Origin of the sequence: Anaerococcoides asporogena, assembly GCF_029590275.1 — a bacterium.
Classification (GTDB): Bacteria; Bacillota; Clostridia; order Clostridiales; family Clostridiaceae; genus JG1575.
The window spans coordinates 997,826-1,015,657 of sequence record NZ_CP120965.1; the positions used below are offsets into that span (position 1 = coordinate 997,826).

Below are 17,832 nucleotides of genomic sequence, written 5' to 3' on the forward strand. Positions count from 1 at the left end.
GAAGCCAGGATCTGATTCCCGTTATTCAAAATGGATTCCATCGCGACAAGACCGAAGAATCCTTAGATTTTTTAGAGGGGGGACCGAATGAACCTGAAAGAAAAAGCCCAGGCAGCGATGGATTCGATTCCAGCCCTGTGGCTGGCGATGAAGCGAAGCGATACGCCGCGCTCAGCCAAGGTGCTGGCGGCCCTTACCGTAGGGTATGCCATGTCACCGATTGATCTGATCCCGGACTTCATTCCGGTGCTGGGCTATCTGGATGACCTGGTGATCCTGCCTCTGCTGACGGCGCTGACGATCCGGCGGATTCCCCCGGAGATTCTCAATGAATGCCGGGAGCAGGCGCAGCAGCTGCGCAGCGGCGGAGCTCGCAGCCGCTGGTTCTACGCGATGCCGGTGATCCTGTGTTGGATTGCTCTTGCCGTCTGGCTGATATCGAAATGGCTGGGATGATTTCTATCACCTGAACCAAGGAGGTTGCCGATGAACCGCAAGGAAATGATTCAATGGCTCATGGCGGGGGATCCCGCCATCCGCTGGCAGGTTCTCCGAGATCTGGCGGAAGCCCGAGAAACGGAGGTGGAAGCTGAGCGAAACCGGATGGAGCGAACTGGCTGGGGCCGGGCGCTGCTGGAACAGCAGGATGATGACGGACTGTGGTCGGGCCGGCTGTATGTCGGAAAATGGGTTTCCACCACTTATGTCATGCTGCAGCTCAAGGAATGCGGAATGCCGCAAAACCGAAAGACTGCGCTGGCCTGTGATCAGCTGTTTCGCCGCGGCATCTTTGAGGACCGGGAGATTCGCTACTCCTCCGGCCAGAAGTTGAGGGACACCGGGGTGACCGGCCTGGTTCTCGGGATTCTCGCCTGGTTTGGCTATGAAGATCCCAGGGTTACCGACATTGCCGAGTTTTTGGTCACACTGCAGCAAGCCGACGGCTCCTGGGTGTATGATGACAAGCCGGGGGCGCAACGCTATGCCTGTGAAAATACCCTGCTGATCCTGAAGGGTCTGTTCGAATTCCAGCGGCAGGTGGATCCACAGCATGCCGGGGTAAAGCTGGCGCAGGCAAAAGCCCATGAATTCCTGCTGGAGCAGAGCCTGCTCCGGCCGGATCGACCGGACTGGCTGCGCCTGGCCTATCCCAGCTACTGGCACTATGATGTCCTGACCGTTCTGGATTATTTTCGGGCGGTCAATTGCCGGGACGACCGGCTGAAGCCGGCCCTGTCCTGGCTGGATTCCCGCCGAAACCGGGAAGGAACCTGGAATCTGGCGCGCAAGCATCCCGGTGCGACTTTTTTTGACATGGAGCAGGCCGGAACACCCAGCCGGCTGAACACCCTGCGGGCCCTGCGCGTACTGGACTGGTCAAATCAGGCAGTCGCAGCAAAGCCGGACCAGCACTGAGTCGGACTGATTGTCCGGCTCATTTTTACCCGGCGATTTGTCGGAAGCGCTTCGTCAAGATATAATATTGCTATGTTGTTCCGGGAAACCCTTTGCGGCATCTCCGGGATCAACCGCTTGAATCAATAAGGGAGGAAGACCTCCGTCCCCGGACGGAACGGTTTGGAATGACCTATGAGCAAACAACCGAAAAACCGATGGGGTTTTCCCCGGACCGATCGGAGCAGCCGATGATCCGCTTTGAAGGAGTGTCCAAACACTTTGACATCAACGGCAAACAGACCGTTGTCATCAACGATGTCAGCCTGAGCGTCCGTGAGCGGGAAATCTTCGGCCTGGTGGGGGAAACCGGCAGCGGCAAGTCCACCATCCTGCGCATGATGACCGGATTCATTGAGCCGGAAGCCGGTGTCATCCATCTGATGGGCAGAAAGCTGGACCGGATCTCCCGCCATGAACTGGTCCGGGAGACCTCCATGCTGTTTCAGGGCTTCAATCTGCTGAGCAATCTTAATGTCATCGAAAATGTCCTGCTGCCCACCCGCTGGCGCGGAGGCAGCAAAGCGGACCATCTGGTCCGGGCCAGAGAGCTCCTGTCCTTCGTCGGACTGGCGGATTACGAGAACGCCTATATCCGGACACTGTCCGGAGGTCAGAAGCAGCGGGTTGCCATGGCACGAACCCTGATGACCCGGCCGAAGCTGATTTTCTGTGATGAGCCGACCTCGGCCCTGGATGAGAAAATGACCTACGAGGTGCTTAAGCTGCTCAAGGAGATCAACGAGCGCTTTGGCACAACCATTGTCCTGGTGTCCCACGACATTGCCGTCATCAAGGCTATGTGCGGCCGGGTCGCCATCATCGAGAACGGCCGGATCTCGGACATCCTGACGCTGCGCCCCCATAAAATTGAGCCGGTGTCCTATCAGGAGGCCTTCCGCTATGATTGATCAAACCCTGCAGGCCTTTGAGAAATTCCAGGGGGACCTGGTGAATGCTTTTCTGGAAACCGGCGACATGATGCTGACCGCCATGATCCTGGCCCTGACCGGCGGGCTGATCCTGGGCTTTTTTCTGTTCCTGACCCGGCCAGACGGAATCCGGCAGAACCGGCTCGTCTATTTTCTGCTGTCCGGGGGCATCAATATTATCCGATCGGTTCCGTTTATCCTGTTCATCATCGTCATCATTCCGCTGAATCGAATGCTCATCGGCACCGGCTTTGGCGTCAACGCCTCCAAGGTTCCGCTGAGCCTCATCGGCATCGCCACCTTTGCCCGCTTCACCGAGCAGGATCTGCTGGATGTGGGCAAAAGCACCTATGAAACCTCCTACGCACTGGGCGCCAACACCTTGCAGTACTTCCGCTATTTTCTGCTGAAGGAAGCGCGCAGCTCGCTGGTCCTGAGCTTTACCTCCACCACCATCAGCCTGCTGTCCTATTCTACAGTGATGGGCATCATCGGCGGCGGCGGTCTGGGCTACCTGGCCATCAGCGAAGGCTATCACAACTTCAACTACGAACTGATGTGGATCATCATCATTGCCATGATCCTCATGGTGCATCTGGTCCAGACCACCGGAAACTGGATCGCGAAACATTACGACAAACGATAAAGGAGAATTCTTCATGTTTCACAAATCATTCAAAAAAATCCGTTCTACCGTCTGGCTGGCCGCACTGCTGCTGGCCCCGATGACCCTGTCCCTGGCCGCCTGCAGCCCTGCTCCCGCCCAGAGCAAACAGATCAAGGTTGGCGTCGCGTTCTATCCGATGAAGGAGCTGCTGCTTCTGATTCAGGATGATCTGAAGAAAGACGGCTTTGAACTCAATATCAACGAGTTCTCGGATTATCAGGCTCCGAACAACCTGCTCAAGAGCAAGGAGCTCGATGCCAACATGATTCAGCATGACTATTTCCTGCAATCCTTCAACAAGGCCAACGGCTCCGATCTGGTGACGGTTCAGCCCATCTACCACGCAACCTTTGCCCTTTATTCCAAAGACCTGAAGAATCTGGCGGATCTTCCGGACGGTGCCAGCATTACCCTGGCCGATGATGCCACGAACCTGAGCCGTTCGCTGTATCTGCTGGGACAGGCCGGCCTTCTGACCTTCAAGGATGGCAAGACCACGGGTCTGACCCTGGAAGACATTGCAACAAATCCCAAGAATCTGAAGCTGGATGACCAGGTGCCGCTGACCAGTCTCGCTCAGAAATACAGCGAGACCGGACTGGCCGTCATGTATCCTACCTACGCCAAGAGCCTGAAGCTGGAAGGCAATGAACAGCGCCTCTATGTGGAGAAGCAGGATGATGTGACGAAAGGCTACGCCATCTCCCTGGTAGCGCGCAGCGACAACAAGGACAGCGCCGGCATGAAAGCGCTGATCAAGCATCTGACGAGCCAGAAAGTACGCCAGTTCCTGCAGGATCAGTACAGCTGGGCCAGCACGCCGGCCTTCGAGTAACCCGGGGCCAGGCCCGATCCTGGCGCCGGATCCTTCCGGCAGATCAGATGATTGGCGGGCCGGAACGACCCGCCTATGAATTAAGGAGGCACACACCATGGATGAGACAGCAACGATCCGCATCCGGACCGAGCGGCTGGAGCTGCGCGTTCTGGGCGAAGGCGACAGCGAAGCGCTCTTTGACTACCGCTCCCTGCCTGAGGTGAGCCGGTACCAGTCCTGGCGGCCGGGGGCGGTGGAGGAAGTCCGGGAGTTTGCCTGGACCAATTCGCTGGAGCAGGCGGAAAAAGGGTACGGCTGGGTTCAGCTGGCGGTTTGTCTGCCCGATGGCCGCCTGATCGGCGACATCGGCCTTCACTTTGTGGATGAGCATCAGATGGAGATCGGCTATACCCTCGCTCCCGCTGCCTGGGGCAAAGGCTATGCCCTGGAGGCAGTGTCAGCCGTCATCGATTATCTGTTCACCGTTCGGGGGAAACACCGGATCACCGGCTCCGTGGATCCGGACAATGAGCGGTCCATCCGCCTGCTGAAGAACCTGGGCTTTCGCCAGGAAGCCCATTTCATCAAAAGCTTCCGGCAGGACGGCCGGTGGCTGGACGACTGCGTCTACGCCCTGCTGGAGGATGAGTGGTTGAAACGGACCGGAAAAATCCGGCCATAGCCGGCAAAAATGTCCTCTGGGGATTTTTCTCTGATCCCAGGCTTTTTTTACGAGGGCACGCCGCTCCGCCGGGCAAGAGATCGCCCGATCAGCCGCAGGTCATGCCAATCCGCCCGGGGAGCCATTTGACATTTCTCGTTCAATTGATATAATATTGCCAGAGTGTGAAAGGTCACACGAAGGGGTACACCACCGCGGGTGTAGCTTCTTCGTGCGGCCTTTTTTGCTTGCTCGGGCAGCGGGGAACGAGAAAAACCATTCATGACACAGGGGGTGAGCGCATGATCAGGGTAAACGGCATATCCCGGGAAGAGGCAGCAGGCCTGATTCTGTCCGAATTTCTGGAACGGGCAGGATTTGTACAGGACCGGATTGCGGTGGAACGCAACGGAGAACTGGTGCGGCGGGCAGAGTACGCCAATCTGGTGCTGGAAGCGGGAGATACATTGGAAATTGTGCAGTTTGTCGGAGGAGGCTAAACAGGATCGTGGAACGAAACCATTGCGAGGGAGGGATCCCCTCACCACAGGAATTTGAGAAGGTCATGGATGAGCGCTTTTCGCCGACGGTCAATGAAAAACTCCGCCGGGGCCGGGTTGGAATCGCGGGACTGGGCGGGCTCGGCTCCCATATCGCGGTGATGCTGGCCCGCTCAGGAGTGGGCTGCCTCCACCTGGTGGATTTTGATGTGGTTGAACTGAGCAACCTGAACCGTCAGGCCTACCGGCTGGAGCACCTGGGGATGGCCAAGACCCAGGCGCTGAGCGAAGAACTGAAACGGATCAATCCTTATCTGGACATCCGGACGGATCAGCTGCGGGTGACCGAGCAAAACGCCGGTGAGATCTTCCGGGCCGATCCCATCGTCTGTGAAGCCTTTGACCGGCCGCAGGCCAAAGCCATGCTCGTTAATACCCTGCTGGGTGAAACCACAGAAACTGTGGTCATCGCGGGCTCGGGCATGGCGGGATATGGCAGCGCCAATGCCATCAGCTCCCGCCGGATGGGGCGACGGCTCTGCCTGTGCGGTGACGGCACCACCGACATCGACTCCGGCATCGGCCTGATGGCTGCCCGGGTCAGCATCTGTGCGGGCCATCAGGCCAACGCGGCAATCCGCCTGCTCCTGGGCGAGACACAGATCTGACCGATGGATCCATCGGCCAGACAAAAAGCTGGAAAGAACAAACGGATAAACAGAACGACAAATCGCGCAATGAGGGATCATCAGATGATCCATGGGGAGGATACGAATTGAAGGACAGAAGGACAGAACAAGCAGGCAATCGGGAGGATCAGCTGATCATCGGGGGGCGGGCGTTTTCTTCCCGCTTCATCCTGGGATCGGGGAAATATTCCATGGAGCTGATCCGGGCGGCGGTGGAACATGCCGGGGCCGAAATCGTAACCCTGGCGCTGCGCCGGGCCAACACCTCGGGGGAGAGCATCCTTGATCATATTCCGGCAGGGGTGACGCTCTTGCCCAATACGTCGGGGGCACGCACCGCTGAGGAAGCGGTGCGGATTGCCCGGCTGGCCCGGGAAATGGGCTGCGGCGATTTTGTCAAAATTGAAGTAATCCGGGACAGTAAGTCTCTGCTGCCGGATAATCAGGAAACCATCCGCGCTACGGAAATTCTGGCGAAGGAAGGATTCATCGTCATGCCCTATATGTATCCCGATCTGAATGTGGCCCGGGATCTGGCCAATGCCGGCGCAGCCTGCATCATGCCGCTGGCCGCGCCCATCGGTTCAAACAAGGGCCTGTGCACCCGGGAGTTTATTCAGCTCCTGGTGGATGAGATGGACCTGCCGGTCATTGTCGACGCCGGCATCGGCCGGCCCTCGCAGGCCTGTGAAGCCATGGAGATGGGCGTGGCGGCGATTATGGCGAATACCGCCATTGCCACTGCCGGAGATGTTGCCATGATGGCGGGTGCCTTCCGTCAGGCCATCGAGGCCGGTCGGCTGGCGTGCCGCTCCGGCCTGGGGCGGATCATCCGGCAGGGAGCGGCGGCTTCGTCACCCCTGACCGGTTTGCTGCAGGAGACGGGCAGATGATGAGAGAAATGGATCCCATGGCATATCTGCCGGACATGGAAGCAATCCCCGAGGACATCATGAACCGGGTGCTGACTTCCCGGGCGGCATACAATGAAGGCGCCTTCAGCGGGGCGGATGTGGAGCGGGCGCTTCAGTCCGACCGGCTCTCAGCGGATGGCTTTGCCGCCCTGCTGTCCCCGGCTGCCCGGCCGTATCTCGAGGAAATGGTCCGTCGGGCCACGGAAGAAACCCGCCGGCATTTCGGAAACTCAGTGTATCTGTTTACTCCGCTCTACCTTTCCAATTACTGTGAGAATCATTGTGTCTACTGCGGGTTCAACTGCCGCCATCAGATTCGCCGGATGAAGCTGGATCCCCAGCGCATGGAAGAGGAACTTCGGGCCATCGCCGATACCGGCCTGGAAGAGATCCTGCTGCTGACCGGAGAGAGTCCGGCCGCTTCCGATGTGGAGTACATCGCGGCGGCCTGTGCCATGGCCCGCCGGCATTTCAAAATGGTAGGAGTTGAGGTTTATCCCATGGACAGTCGGGAGTATGCCCATCTTCATGAATCCGGCGCTGACTTTGTGACGGTGTTTCAGGAAACCTACGATCCGATCCGGTATGGGGAACTGCACCTGGCCGGGCGGAAACGGAGCTTTCCGTACCGGTTCCATGCCCAGGAACGGGCTTTGCGGGGAGGAATGCGCGGAGTTGCTTTCGGTGCGCTGCTGGGTCTGGCGGATTTTCGCAGAGATGCCTTCGCTACCGGGCTGCACGCTCACCTGATTCAGCGCAAATACCCTCATGCCGAGATCTCAATATCCTGTCCCCGGCTTTGTCCGGCCGGAACGGAAGAGCCAATCGATCCTCAGCTCATCGGTGAGGAGGAGCTGCTCCAGATCATGGCGGCTTACCGGCTGTTTCTGCCGTACGCCAATCTGACCATATCCACCCGGGAACGGGCGCAGTTCAGGGACCAGGTCATTGGCCGGATGGCTACAAAAATTTCGGCCGGAGTCAGTACCGGGATCGGGTCCCATGTCTCCGGGGAGGACACCGGCGATGAACAGTTCGAAATCTTCGATTCAAGAACCGTGGCGGAAGTAACGATCGCCATACAGAGCAGGGGACTGGAGGCGGTGCGGAATGAATATGTCTACCTTTAGCGGCCGTCGAATTGCGGTAACCAACCGCAGAATGTCCCGCCGGCCGTTCCTGGAACAGCTGGAAGTCATCGCCCAGACCATGCCGGACGCGATTCTGCTTCGGGAAATGGATCTGAGCTATGCAGAGTACATCACCATGGCCAAAGCGGTCCTGGCGCTTGCCCGGCGCCATGGCATCGAATGCATTCTGCGCAGTCGGCCCGCACTTGCCCGTCAGCTGGGCTGCGCTTCGATTCATCTGCCCTTTGACCATCTCCGGCACTTTCGGGACGAACTGGCTGATTTCCAACAAATCAGCGTATCCGTCCACTCGACAGAAGAGGCCAAGGCAGCCCAGCAAATGGGAGCCACCCGGCTGGTGGCGGGACACATATTTGCCACCGCCTGCAAGCAGGGTCTGTCTCCCAGAGGGATCGAGTTTCTGGAAGAAGTCTGCCGCAGTGTCAGCCTGCCCGTCTTCGCCATCGGCGGCATCAGCGCGGACAATGCTCATCTGGCCATTGCAGCCGGTGCAGCCGGTGTCTGCATGATGTCGGGCTACATGGAAATGGAGTGAGTGCCTGCACTCACTCCATTTCCATACCAGGCAACATTTCCATACCAGGTGATCAGGCAGAGACTCTCGGGTGACCGGGAGGGAGGGGATCTCTGAAAAAGCTCTTTACTTCGAACGGTACCTGTTATAAAATGAAAGTAAATAAACAGGTACCTGTTATAAAAGAGGAGTGGATCATGTTGATCGATCAAAATAATGAAGAACAAATGCTGGGAGCGCTGGATCGGGTGATGCGGCTGCTGCGGCGGCGGCCGACGGAGCGTCCCCATGGCGGACGGGGAGTATTTCGGATGCTGCGGCTGATCGAGCTGCTGGATGGAATTTCCACAAGGGATCTGGCGGATCGGCTGGACGTTCGGCCGTCATCGCTGAATGAGAAACTGGCAGGGCTGGAAGCGAAGGGGCTGGTTCAGCGAGACCGGGATGACAAGGATCAGCGGGTTTTTGTCGTGCGGCTGCTGCCCCGGGGAAGACAGCATCTGGAGCACCTGCGCCAGGAGCGGACAGAACTGGCCGATCAGCTGGCCGGCATCCTGACCCCGGAGGAAACCGCGGAGCTGACCCATCTGGCGCAAAAACTGGCAGCTGGGTTGGAAGAACGGGAACATCAGGAGAGGGATTCGGATTCCGCATCGGAGAAAGGAGCGCCATGGACATAAAGGGAATGGGTCGAGGGTCCCGCGGATTTCTGTCGGACGAGGAGAAGGCCAATCGCCCCAAGGTCAGCCGGGAACTGCTTCTGCGGATCTGGGGATATCTGCGCCCCTACTGGAAGCAGCTGAGTCTGGTGTTCGTCGCCATACTGGCAGCCTCTGTTCTGCAGGTGTTCCCCGCCATCCTGACCGGACGAATTATTGACGAGGGGCTCATCGGCAGAAATCTGCCGGTACTGGTTTCTCTGATTGGTATGTCTCTGGGCGTTACGCTGGGGGCCAATCTGATCGGAGTGCTGGAGAGCTATCTCAATGCCTGGATCTCACAGCACATCACCTTCGACATGCGCAACAGCATGTTCCGGCATCTCCAGGGCATGTCCCAGCAGTTTTTCACTACCAACCAGCAGGGTGACATCATCACCCGCATGACCAGCGATATTTCCGGTGTCCAGCTGACCATCACCAACACGCTGACCAGCATTCTTTCGAATTCCATCACCCTCACGGTGGCGCTGATTGCGATGTACCGTAAGAACTGGATTCTGGCGACGCTGGGACTGATTCTGGTTCCGCTGTTTACTCTGCCGACCAAGCGGGTGGGCAAGACCCGCTGGTCTCTGACGCGGGAAGCGCAGGTGCATAACGATGAGATCAACAGCATCCTGAATGAAACGCTGTCGGTCAGCGGCCAGATGCTGGTCAAGCTGTACGGCCGGGAGGATGCGGAGTACGGGCGCTATGAAGCTGCCAATCGGGCCATGATCGATTTGAACATCCGCGAACGGATGGCAGGCCGCTGGTTTCGGGTGGCGCTCACGACCTTCTCCAGCATCGGGCCGATGCTGATCTACCTGGTGGGGGGCGTGCTCATGATGCGCTATGACTCCAACCTGACCGTGGGCGACATTACCGTGCTGGTAGCTCTGCTGGGCCGAATGTATGCGCCGGTCAATGCCCTGATGAACATCCAGGTAGACTGGATCCGTTCCATGGCGCTGTTTACCAGAATTTTTGAGTATTTTGACCTGCCTCAGGACATCACTTCCCCGCCGGACGCGGTAGTTCCCAAAGCGGCGGCAGGACGCGTCGACTTCGAACAGGTCTCCTTTGCCTATGATCCGGACCGCCCGATTCTCAAGGACATCAGCTTCTCACTGGATCCCGGCAGAAGCATTGCCATCGTCGGTCCCTCCGGATCGGGGAAGAGCACCATCATCAATCTGATTCCCCGGCTGTATGATGTCACCGGCGGCCGGGTGCGGCTGGACGGAATCGATGTCCGTCGGCTGGAGCTGGGTTTTCTGCGCCGGCAGATCGGCGTTGTGACCCAGGATACTTATCTGTTCAACGGCACCATCCGCGACAACCTGCTCTATGCCAGGCCGGAGGCGACGCAGGCGGAGCTGGATCGGGCCTGTGATCAGGCCAATATCCTGGATTTCATCCGGCGGCAGCCCCAGGGGTATGACACGCTGGTGGGCAACCGCGGCCTGAAGCTGTCCGGCGGCGAGAAGCAGCGGCTCTCCATTGCCCGGGTGCTCCTGAAGGATCCGGCGGTACTGATCTTTGACGAAGCCACCTCCGCGCTGGACTCCATCTCCGAAGCCACGATTCAGGAAGCCATTGATCCTTTGATTCAGTCGCGGACCAGCATCATCATTGCTCATCGCTTGTCCACCATTCTGGCGGCGGATGAAATCCTGGTCCTCAAGGACGGCCGCATTGTCGAACGGGGCATTCATACGGATCTGGTGACTCGGAACGGCATTTACCGCGAGCTCTACGAGACTCAGTTTCTGAAAGCGGCCGATGTGTCCAAGGCGACTCTCACCGGTGGTGAGAAATCCTCGAAAAACAGCCGGTTGCAGTAATTTTCTTCCCGTGGTATAAAAAAATTAAGAGATATCTTACAGTGTCAGACCGCCTGATGGAAATCAGTCCATCCCGCAGAAAGGAATGTCCCCAGTGACCGGACCATAACAAATGAAACGGAGGAATCAAGTATGAAGCAAGTCATCGTTTATTCCACCCCCACCTGACCGTGGTGCTACAGGGTAAAGGATTACCTGAACAGCAAGAATGTTGAGTTTGTCGAGAAGAATGTCTCCCTGGATCGGGAAGCCGCCATGGAGATGATCCATAAATCCCGTCAGCGCGGAGTTCCGGTGCTGGACATCGGTGGTGAAATCATCGTCGGGTTTGACATGGAGAGTATCAATCGGGCCCTGGAGATTTAATCTGCTGATTCGGACGAATCGTCGAAAACGGCCGGTTCGTCTGGAATCCATCCGCTTTGAATAACAAATCCTCCAGTATCAAGCCGGAGTAAGCCAAAGAACCAGACAGCCCTCCTGATGCCAGCATCAGGAGGGCTGTCTGGTTCTTTGCAATTCTGAATTCAGAATTTCAGAATTTCAGAATATAGAATTTCAGTAAATCGCAACTCAACCCTTCAGCAAATCCATCGATTAAACAACGATCAACCGGCAGGTCAGCAGCTCAGCAGCTCGTTGACTGCTGATCGCAACCTGGTTTCCAGAGATTGGGTGCTAGAGGTAGGAATGAACCCAGAGCAGGACAGCTTCCTCCGGGCCGGGATTATGCCAGGCATGGGGGCGGCTCGAAGCAAAATGCAGGGAGTCCTGCGGACCGAGCTGCCAGGTAGTGGTCTCATCCAGGGTTACGCTGAGCTGACCGCAAAGCAGCAGCAGAAATTCGAAACCGGAGCGGTGAGCATGGGACCGGTTGTCGCCGCAGCCGGGGCTGACGGTAAAGCGGGCAGCCTGAAAAGGCGCTAAAGGGGATTCCAGCAGGGATTCGATTCCTACCCCGGAAAGTCCGGAGTTCAGAATCGCTCCCTCGCCCGCCCGAACCAGGGCGCTGCCCTTCGATTCATTCGGCCGGAAAAAGCGCAGCGGGCTCTCTCCGTAAAACCGGGCCAGGCGACTGAGGACGTCGAAGGAGGCATTGGTCTTGCCCTGTTCAATGCGGCTCAGGTACGAAGGGGAAATGTCGACGGATCTGGCCGCATCATCCAACGTCAGACCGGCCTGCTCTCGGTATTCTCTCAGGAGACGGGACTCCGGAGAGACCAGGGATGTTTCGGATGAAAGAGCAGTTTGTACAGAAGAATCAATTTCAGTCCGGTCCTTTCGTTCCTCCCGGTCTGAGGCAGCTTCAGCCTGCCCGGTTCGGCCCATCAGGCCGCGGATTGCATCCTGAGACAGACCGGCTTCCACGGAGTAGGCACGAATCCTCTGCAGGGCCTGTACATCGTTCCAGTCAAAGACCCGATAGTTATTGCCACGCCGTCTGGATTGAATGAGGCCGTTTTTTTCCCAGTTGCGCAACGTGGCTGGTGAGACCCCGACCAGTTCAGCTGCTTCCCGAATCATAAAATAACCGCTTGTTTCTGAGCGGGCAGCGCTGCCGCTCTGCTTTGTGTCAGCAGGAGACGGTGCTGTCAGCTGATTATTTTTGTCAGTCAATTGCTTTTCCATCGGCTGTCCTTTCCGGCCATTCTGCCTGGCCGCTTTCCTGTGAAATCTGATCGAAGCGTGGAAAATCCTTGTTTACTAACATTATAATTCCATTGACAAGGTTATGCAATGGTGTTAGGATTTTGGTAAATAAATCCAGATGCCCTGATCCACCCAAGAATCAACGGAATTCCGGACCAGAGTACTTAAGTACCAATGAAGGAAGAATCAAGAACTAAGAACTAAGAACCAAGAACTAAGAACTAAGAACCAAGAACCAAGTATCAGGTATCAAGAACCAAGCAATCACAGAGAATGTCTGCCCTTGAGGGCACAAGGAGGAATCATGGTGCGTCAGTTTGAGGACGGTCTGGCGTTTGCCCGGGCCATGGATGAACAGGATCCGCTGCGTCGGTTCAAGGAACGCTTCTACATCCCTCAGGATGGGATCTACATGGATGGGAACTCCTGCGGTCTTTGTTCCAGAGACGCGGAAGAAACACTGCTCAGGGCACTGGATGACTGGAAAACCTACGGCATTGATGTCTGGTCTCATCCCGAGGCCAATTACTTCCTGTATCAGGACCGGCTGGCCAGTCTCATGGCGCCGCTCATCGGCGCGAAGGGCAGTGAGGTGACCATCTGTACCAACACTACCATCAACATCCACAAGGCTCTGGCTACGTTCTATCACCCCACGCCGGAACGGTTTCGGATCCTGCTGGATGACTTGAACTTCCCGACGGACAAATACGCGGTGGACAGCCAGGTCAAGCTTCATGGCCTGGATCCGGCGGATGCGGTCAAGGTCGTGCCCAGCCGGGACGGCAAGACACTCCATGAGGAGGACCTGATTGAAGCCATGACGGAGGATGTCTGTCTGATCCTGCTTCCCGCCGTGCTCTACCGGAGCTCCTATCTGGTGGATATGAAGAAAATAGCGGATGCAGCCCGGGACCGCGGCATCATCTGCGGCTTTGACCTGAGCCATTCGATTGGCAGCGTACCCCACGATTTTGCTGCCATCGACTGCGATTTTGCCGTCTGGTGCAATTACAAGTATCTCAACGGCGGGCCGGGAGCCATTGCCGGACTCTACATCAACGAGAAGCACTTCGACCGGGGACCGGGTCTGGCCGGCTGGCAGGGGAATCGCAAGGACACTCAGTTTGATCTGAATATGAACTTTGAACCGGCGCATTACGCCGGCGCCTGGCAGACCGGTACCCAGCCGATCCTCAGCATGGCACCCATCGAGGGCAGCCTTCGGATGTTCGCTGAAGCCGGAATCGAACAGGTCCGGGCCAAGTCGCTGAATCTGACCGCTTACCTGATGTACCTCATCGACGAAAAGCTGAAGACCTGGGGTTTCTCCTACGGTAATCCGACGCAGGATGACCGCCGCGGCGGCCATGTCGCCCTCGAGCATGAGGACGCCATCCGCATCAACAAGGCGCTGAAGGACCGGGGCGTGATCCCGGATTTCCGCTATCCCAATGTGATCCGTCTGGCGCCGGTGGCCTTCTATGTTTCCTACGAGGACGTCTACCGTCTGGTTGAGATCCTCATCGACATCATGGAGAGCCGGGCCTATGAGCAGTATGACGGTCATCGCGGCACGGTTGCCTGACCCGGTGGGATCGAACCCCGCCAGGGGAACTTATTCAGCGATCATCGGGATACACAGAAACCGCAGTCATCCTGTATTCGGGGACTGCGGTTTCTGTGATATTCAGACGGTGAGGGACTGATACAGCTCTGCCAGGTCAATTCCATGACTGGAGCGGGTCGCCTTGATCAGATAATCAATCTGGTCGTGTGACTGGGTTGCCAGCAATAAATGGAGGGCTTCCCGGAAGGAATCCAGGTAATTGTCATGCTTGAGATAGTAGGCGGCAATGGCTCGTCGCGCCAGCAGCATTTCCAGGACATAAAAAGTCTTGTGAGTCCGGCATAATTTGATGCCCAGGTCGGCATACTTGAGGGACTGCCGATCATCTTTCAGTTTATAACAGGCATAGGACAGGCTGTAATGAAGCTTGATCTTGAGCTGAATGCTCGACAGCGCATCATCGGCCTGAGTCAGCTTCAGATATTCGACGCAAAACTCATAGATGGGAATGGCTGACCGGATCTGACCGGTTTCGTGATAGATCAATCCAGCCAGAAGCAAAACCCGCAGTTCCAGTTCAGAGTAACGAAACTGCTGGAATTTATCAATGCGATAGTCGGGAATCGTCTGACCCAGAGCGGTTTCCAGCTGGGCAATAAGCGGTTCTTCCTCAATCTGGGTAGAACTGAGCACCTGTGTTGTTACATCAAAGAAATCGCGAAGCAGGTTCATCTCCGCTGGATTCACCAGCTGCGAGCTGTCGTATTTCTGGATTTCCTGATTCAGCGCTTTCAGCTGGCGAAGCTTTTCATCCGGATGGGAAATGACCATCAGGTCAAACAGCTTGTAGAGAGAATTCAGCTTGCTGTCTTTCTTGCAGTCCTGCAGGATTCGGACAAGATCAACCTTATATAAGCCGGAGAGCAGTTCAATGGTCTCGTATTTTGGGATGACCAGGCCTTTCTCAATTCGTCGAACCGTGTCCTCACTGATTCCGGTCCTCTCATAGACTTGATTCTGAGTCAGTCTGACTTCCTTTCGAATCTGAGTGATCCGTTTCCCAAATTCCGTAAAATCCAGCGTTGAGATCATGTCGCTCCCTTTCCCCGCATCCATGCGGGTTTTTTTATTTTCAAATTAATTATACTATATAGATGAGAAAATTAAGGAGGATATGCAGTGAAAAAGTATTTATCTATGATTATTATGACATTGTCAATCATTGTGGCAATCAATGGATTTGTGACAGTAACGGATGATGCCGAGCGGCCAGACGACTACTACAAATTGTTCCAGATCATGGACCAAAGAGCCTGATTCAAAGGATTATGCCCCGATATCCATGATGCGATTCAGTTGGTTCAATGCAACTGGTTGTTAATAATATGCACAAGTTGTGATGCGATGGATATAAGATGAATCAATGAAAATCTAAATTATGATGGATTTTTAATTGTATAATATATGTTTTTATATGTATAAATATACAATGAGATAGGCAACAGTAATCACCCTGGTACAAGCATACAAACACATACCGCCAGGGCGGGTGAACCGGGGGCAATCCTGAAAGATCTGATTGCGAACATCTCATCAGGACACAGACAACACAGCAGCGGTGGCGATGAACCGGAATTCCGGAACCGTTTCATCAGTTATGACCAGAATCATGCGGCAAGGGTTTCGCAATCGGCCATGGCGATGCCCGACAGGCAGATCGGGCAAACCAGTGGGGGAGCCCGAAAACATCAAAATCAGGCAGAACAGGAAATGAACCGGTTCTGCGGAAATAGTAACGGAGGAATGTACATGAAGAAGATATTTAGTCTGGTGATGGCAGGTGTGCTGTCCATCGGCCTGCTGGGCGCTCCTGCGCTGGCAGAGAGCAAGTCAGCTTACAAGCCGAATAAGAACCATCCATCAGTTCAGGGCGAACTGGTAGTGGCCCTGGAAAAAGATCCGGAGGGAGTCAAGGTTAAGAATCTGGAATCCCATCAGAAAATCAAAGAAAAGAAAAATTCTCTGAAAAAGCAAGGATTTGATCTGGCAGATTCAATCATTGACTATGATGCCTTCACCGTATCATCCAACAAGGCAAGGATCGACTTTGTTCAGGATGCAATCGATGAAATGGGTTATGTCTACCGGGTGAAATTCGACATGAAGAAGTTCGATGAAGCCAAGGCGGCCAGGGAACTGGAACGCGTTCTGAAAAACAGCGGCTTCAAGATTCGCTACATCCAGCCAAACTTTATTTCGGAAGCCATTGGGGCAACCACTCAGGCGATCAACTCCGTCCAGACCTGGCATTACAATTTGGTGAAAGTACCTCAGGCCTGGACGGTCACGCCGGGTTCCAGCTCCGTCAAGGTAGCAGTACTGGATTCAGGCATCGACCATAACCACCAGAGTCTGAGAAACTTTGTCAACACCAGCCTGGGCCGCAGCTTCGCCGGAACATCCACCACCATGGACTACCATTCTCATGGCACCCATGTGGCGGGAACCATCGTCAGTTCGGGATCCGTTTCCGGTGTGATGCAGAATGCCACCCTGATTCCGGTCAAGGTTCTCGGCGATGACGGAAGAGGATCAAACTACGGCATTGCCCAGGGCATCCTGTATGCTTCGGAAATCGGGGCGGATGTTATCAACATGTCCTTGGGCGGCGGACCGTACGACTCTACGGTAAAAAGCGCCTGCGACACCGCGGTTTCCAGAGGCACCATCATTGCGGCAGCAACCGGCAATGAGGAAGCCAGCTATATTTCTTATCCGTCCGCTTACCCCGCCTGCATTGCGGTAGGATCCGTCGATTCCACCCGGGCCAGATCCTGGTTCTCCAACTATGGAACCGGACTGGAAATTATGGCTCCCGGCTCCGACATCTACAGCACAACCCCCAACAACACCTATTCCTACAAATCAGGAACGTCCATGGCGACTCCTCATATCGCAGGAATTCTCGGTCTGATGCGGTCGGTCAATCCGAACCTGAGCCCGGCCCAGGCCAGAACCATTCTGAAAGATACCGCAGTTCCGGCCGGTCCGGCAAACGAATACGGTGCGGGCATTGTTGACGCATACGCAGCAGTAGTGGCTGCCAAGGGCGGTGTGGTGACACCGGTCAAAACTTCCTATGTCACCGTTTCAGCAGACAAAGCCACCTATCAGCGCGGCGAATCCATTCGTCTGACCGCGAAGGTCACCGATCAGAACAACCTTCCCCTGAGCGGCGCAGCGGTAAATTTTACGTTTACCATGCCCAGCGGTGAGACCCTCACCAATACGGCTGCCACCTCCAGCACCGGCATCGCGGAATGGACACTGACTTCCGACAGCACCGTTGCCCTGGGAACCTATTCTGTGAAGGCGGATGCCTCCCTGACCGGATACTCCTCCAGCACAGCCAGCACAACGCTTCGCTTCGTTGACTCCAGCACCACTCAGAAAACCGTCACTTCAATCTCTTCGGATAAATACTACTACCGCAGAGGCGAAACGGCCCGGATTACCATAACCGTGAAAGACGGCAATGGAGCCGCTCTGCCCGGAGCTACCGTTCTTCTGACCATTCGGCGCCCCAATGGCACCACCATGAACCAGATGACAACGACCAACAGCTCAGGCATCGCCACGTTGAGCATGACATCGAGCTCCTACACCGCGACGGGATCTTATTCCATCACGGCAAGCTCAAGCCTGGGAGGATATACTTCCAGCAACGCCTCCACCAGCATCTACTTCTACTAGAAGCCATGTCC

18 protein-coding genes and 1 pseudogene are annotated in these 17,832 nt (G+C 56.0%); 17 read left to right on the forward strand and 2 right to left on the reverse strand.

Annotated features, from left to right (window positions below):
* The first annotated feature begins 87 nt into the window (after window positions 1-87).
* The 14 genes and pseudogenes from P6M73_RS16950 to P6M73_RS04795 all read left to right on the forward strand — a co-directional run.
* Window positions 88-456, forward strand: a complete 369-nt coding sequence (locus tag P6M73_RS16950) for a YkvA family protein (RefSeq protein WP_489666472.1) — start codon at window positions 88-90, stop codon at window positions 454-456.
* Between the two features lie 30 nt (window positions 457-486).
* Window positions 487-1,416 carry a prenyltransferase/squalene oxidase repeat-containing protein gene (locus P6M73_RS04735; protein WP_277854961.1) on the forward strand — a complete coding sequence of 310 codons (930 nt, stop codon included), beginning with the start codon at window positions 487-489 and terminating at the stop codon, window positions 1,414-1,416.
* Between the two features lie 167 nt (window positions 1,417-1,583).
* On the forward strand, window positions 1,584-2,366 hold the full coding sequence (locus P6M73_RS04740; protein ID WP_277854962.1) for an ATP-binding cassette domain-containing protein: 783 nt from the start codon (window positions 1,584-1,586) through the stop codon (window positions 2,364-2,366).
* Window positions 2,359-3,033 (forward strand): methionine ABC transporter permease, encoded by a 675-nt coding sequence (locus tag P6M73_RS04745; RefSeq protein WP_277854963.1) that lies wholly within the window; start codon window positions 2,359-2,361, stop codon window positions 3,031-3,033. The genes P6M73_RS04740 and P6M73_RS04745 overlap by 8 nt, the downstream gene beginning before the upstream one ends.
* Before the next feature lie 13 nt (window positions 3,034-3,046).
* Complete coding sequence (locus tag P6M73_RS04750) at window positions 3,047-3,889, forward strand: MetQ/NlpA family ABC transporter substrate-binding protein (protein WP_277854964.1); 843 nt, start codon at window positions 3,047-3,049, stop codon at window positions 3,887-3,889.
* Window positions 3,890-3,986: 97 nt separating this feature from the next.
* Window positions 3,987-4,553 (forward strand): GNAT family N-acetyltransferase, encoded by a 567-nt coding sequence (locus P6M73_RS04755; protein WP_277854965.1) that lies wholly within the window; start codon window positions 3,987-3,989, stop codon window positions 4,551-4,553.
* A 281-nt stretch (window positions 4,554-4,834) separates the two neighbouring features.
* Window positions 4,835-5,032, forward strand: a complete 198-nt coding sequence (thiS, locus tag P6M73_RS04760; RefSeq protein ID WP_277854966.1) for a sulfur carrier protein ThiS — start codon at window positions 4,835-4,837, stop codon at window positions 5,030-5,032.
* Between the two features lie 8 nt (window positions 5,033-5,040).
* Window positions 5,041-5,700 carry a sulfur carrier protein ThiS adenylyltransferase ThiF gene (gene thiF / locus P6M73_RS04765; RefSeq protein ID WP_277854967.1) on the forward strand — a complete coding sequence of 220 codons (660 nt, stop codon included), beginning with the start codon at window positions 5,041-5,043 and terminating at the stop codon, window positions 5,698-5,700.
* A 152-nt stretch (window positions 5,701-5,852) separates the two neighbouring features.
* Window positions 5,853-6,614 carry a thiazole synthase gene (locus P6M73_RS04770; RefSeq protein WP_489666490.1) on the forward strand — a complete coding sequence of 254 codons (762 nt, stop codon included), beginning with the start codon at window positions 5,853-5,855 and terminating at the stop codon, window positions 6,612-6,614.
* Window positions 6,611-7,765: a 2-iminoacetate synthase ThiH gene (gene thiH / locus P6M73_RS04775; protein ID WP_277854969.1), complete on the forward strand. Its 1,155-nt coding sequence runs from the start codon at window positions 6,611-6,613 to the stop codon at window positions 7,763-7,765. The genes P6M73_RS04770 and thiH overlap by 4 nt, the downstream gene beginning before the upstream one ends.
* Window positions 7,746-8,321, forward strand: a complete 576-nt coding sequence (locus tag P6M73_RS04780) for a thiamine phosphate synthase (protein WP_277854970.1) — start codon at window positions 7,746-7,748, stop codon at window positions 8,319-8,321. The genes thiH and P6M73_RS04780 overlap by 20 nt, the downstream gene beginning before the upstream one ends.
* A 176-nt stretch (window positions 8,322-8,497) precedes the next feature.
* Window positions 8,498-8,980, forward strand: a complete 483-nt coding sequence (locus P6M73_RS04785; protein ID WP_277854971.1) for a MarR family winged helix-turn-helix transcriptional regulator — start codon at window positions 8,498-8,500, stop codon at window positions 8,978-8,980.
* Window positions 8,971-10,848 (forward strand): ABC transporter ATP-binding protein, encoded by a 1,878-nt coding sequence (locus tag P6M73_RS04790; protein ID WP_277854972.1) that lies wholly within the window; start codon window positions 8,971-8,973, stop codon window positions 10,846-10,848. The genes P6M73_RS04785 and P6M73_RS04790 overlap by 10 nt, the downstream gene beginning before the upstream one ends.
* Window positions 10,849-11,028: 180 nt before the next feature.
* Window positions 11,029-11,214: pseudogene (locus P6M73_RS04795) on the forward strand (glutaredoxin domain-containing protein); the annotation flags it as partial.
* A gap of 312 nt (window positions 11,215-11,526) precedes the next feature.
* Here the strand turns inward: P6M73_RS04795 and P6M73_RS04800 are convergent.
* Window positions 11,527-12,477, reverse strand: a complete 951-nt coding sequence (locus tag P6M73_RS04800; protein ID WP_277854974.1) for a helix-turn-helix domain-containing protein — start codon at window positions 12,475-12,477, stop codon at window positions 11,527-11,529.
* Between the two features lie 325 nt (window positions 12,478-12,802).
* On the opposite strand from P6M73_RS04800, the gene kynU reads away from it, so the two are divergent.
* Window positions 12,803-14,086: a kynureninase gene (kynU, locus tag P6M73_RS04805; RefSeq protein WP_277854975.1), complete on the forward strand. Its 1,284-nt coding sequence runs from the start codon at window positions 12,803-12,805 to the stop codon at window positions 14,084-14,086.
* A 102-nt stretch (window positions 14,087-14,188) separates the two neighbouring features.
* Here kynU and P6M73_RS04810 read toward each other — a convergent pair whose 3' ends face one another.
* The gene (locus P6M73_RS04810; protein WP_277854976.1) at window positions 14,189-15,160 is read right to left on the reverse strand and encodes a helix-turn-helix domain-containing protein; all 972 of its coding nucleotides are present in this window, start codon (window positions 15,158-15,160) and stop codon (window positions 14,189-14,191) included.
* 87 nt (window positions 15,161-15,247) lie between these two features.
* Here P6M73_RS04810 and P6M73_RS04815 point away from each other — a divergent pair, with 87 nt between their 5' ends.
* Both P6M73_RS04815 and P6M73_RS04820 read left to right on the forward strand, forming a co-directional pair.
* Window positions 15,248-15,385 carry a hypothetical protein gene (locus P6M73_RS04815; RefSeq protein ID WP_277854977.1) on the forward strand — a complete coding sequence of 46 codons (138 nt, stop codon included), beginning with the start codon at window positions 15,248-15,250 and terminating at the stop codon, window positions 15,383-15,385.
* A gap of 492 nt (window positions 15,386-15,877) precedes the next feature.
* Window positions 15,878-17,821, forward strand: a complete 1,944-nt coding sequence (locus tag P6M73_RS04820; protein ID WP_277854978.1) for a S8 family serine peptidase — start codon at window positions 15,878-15,880, stop codon at window positions 17,819-17,821.
* Window positions 17,822-17,832: the final 11 nt, after the last annotated feature.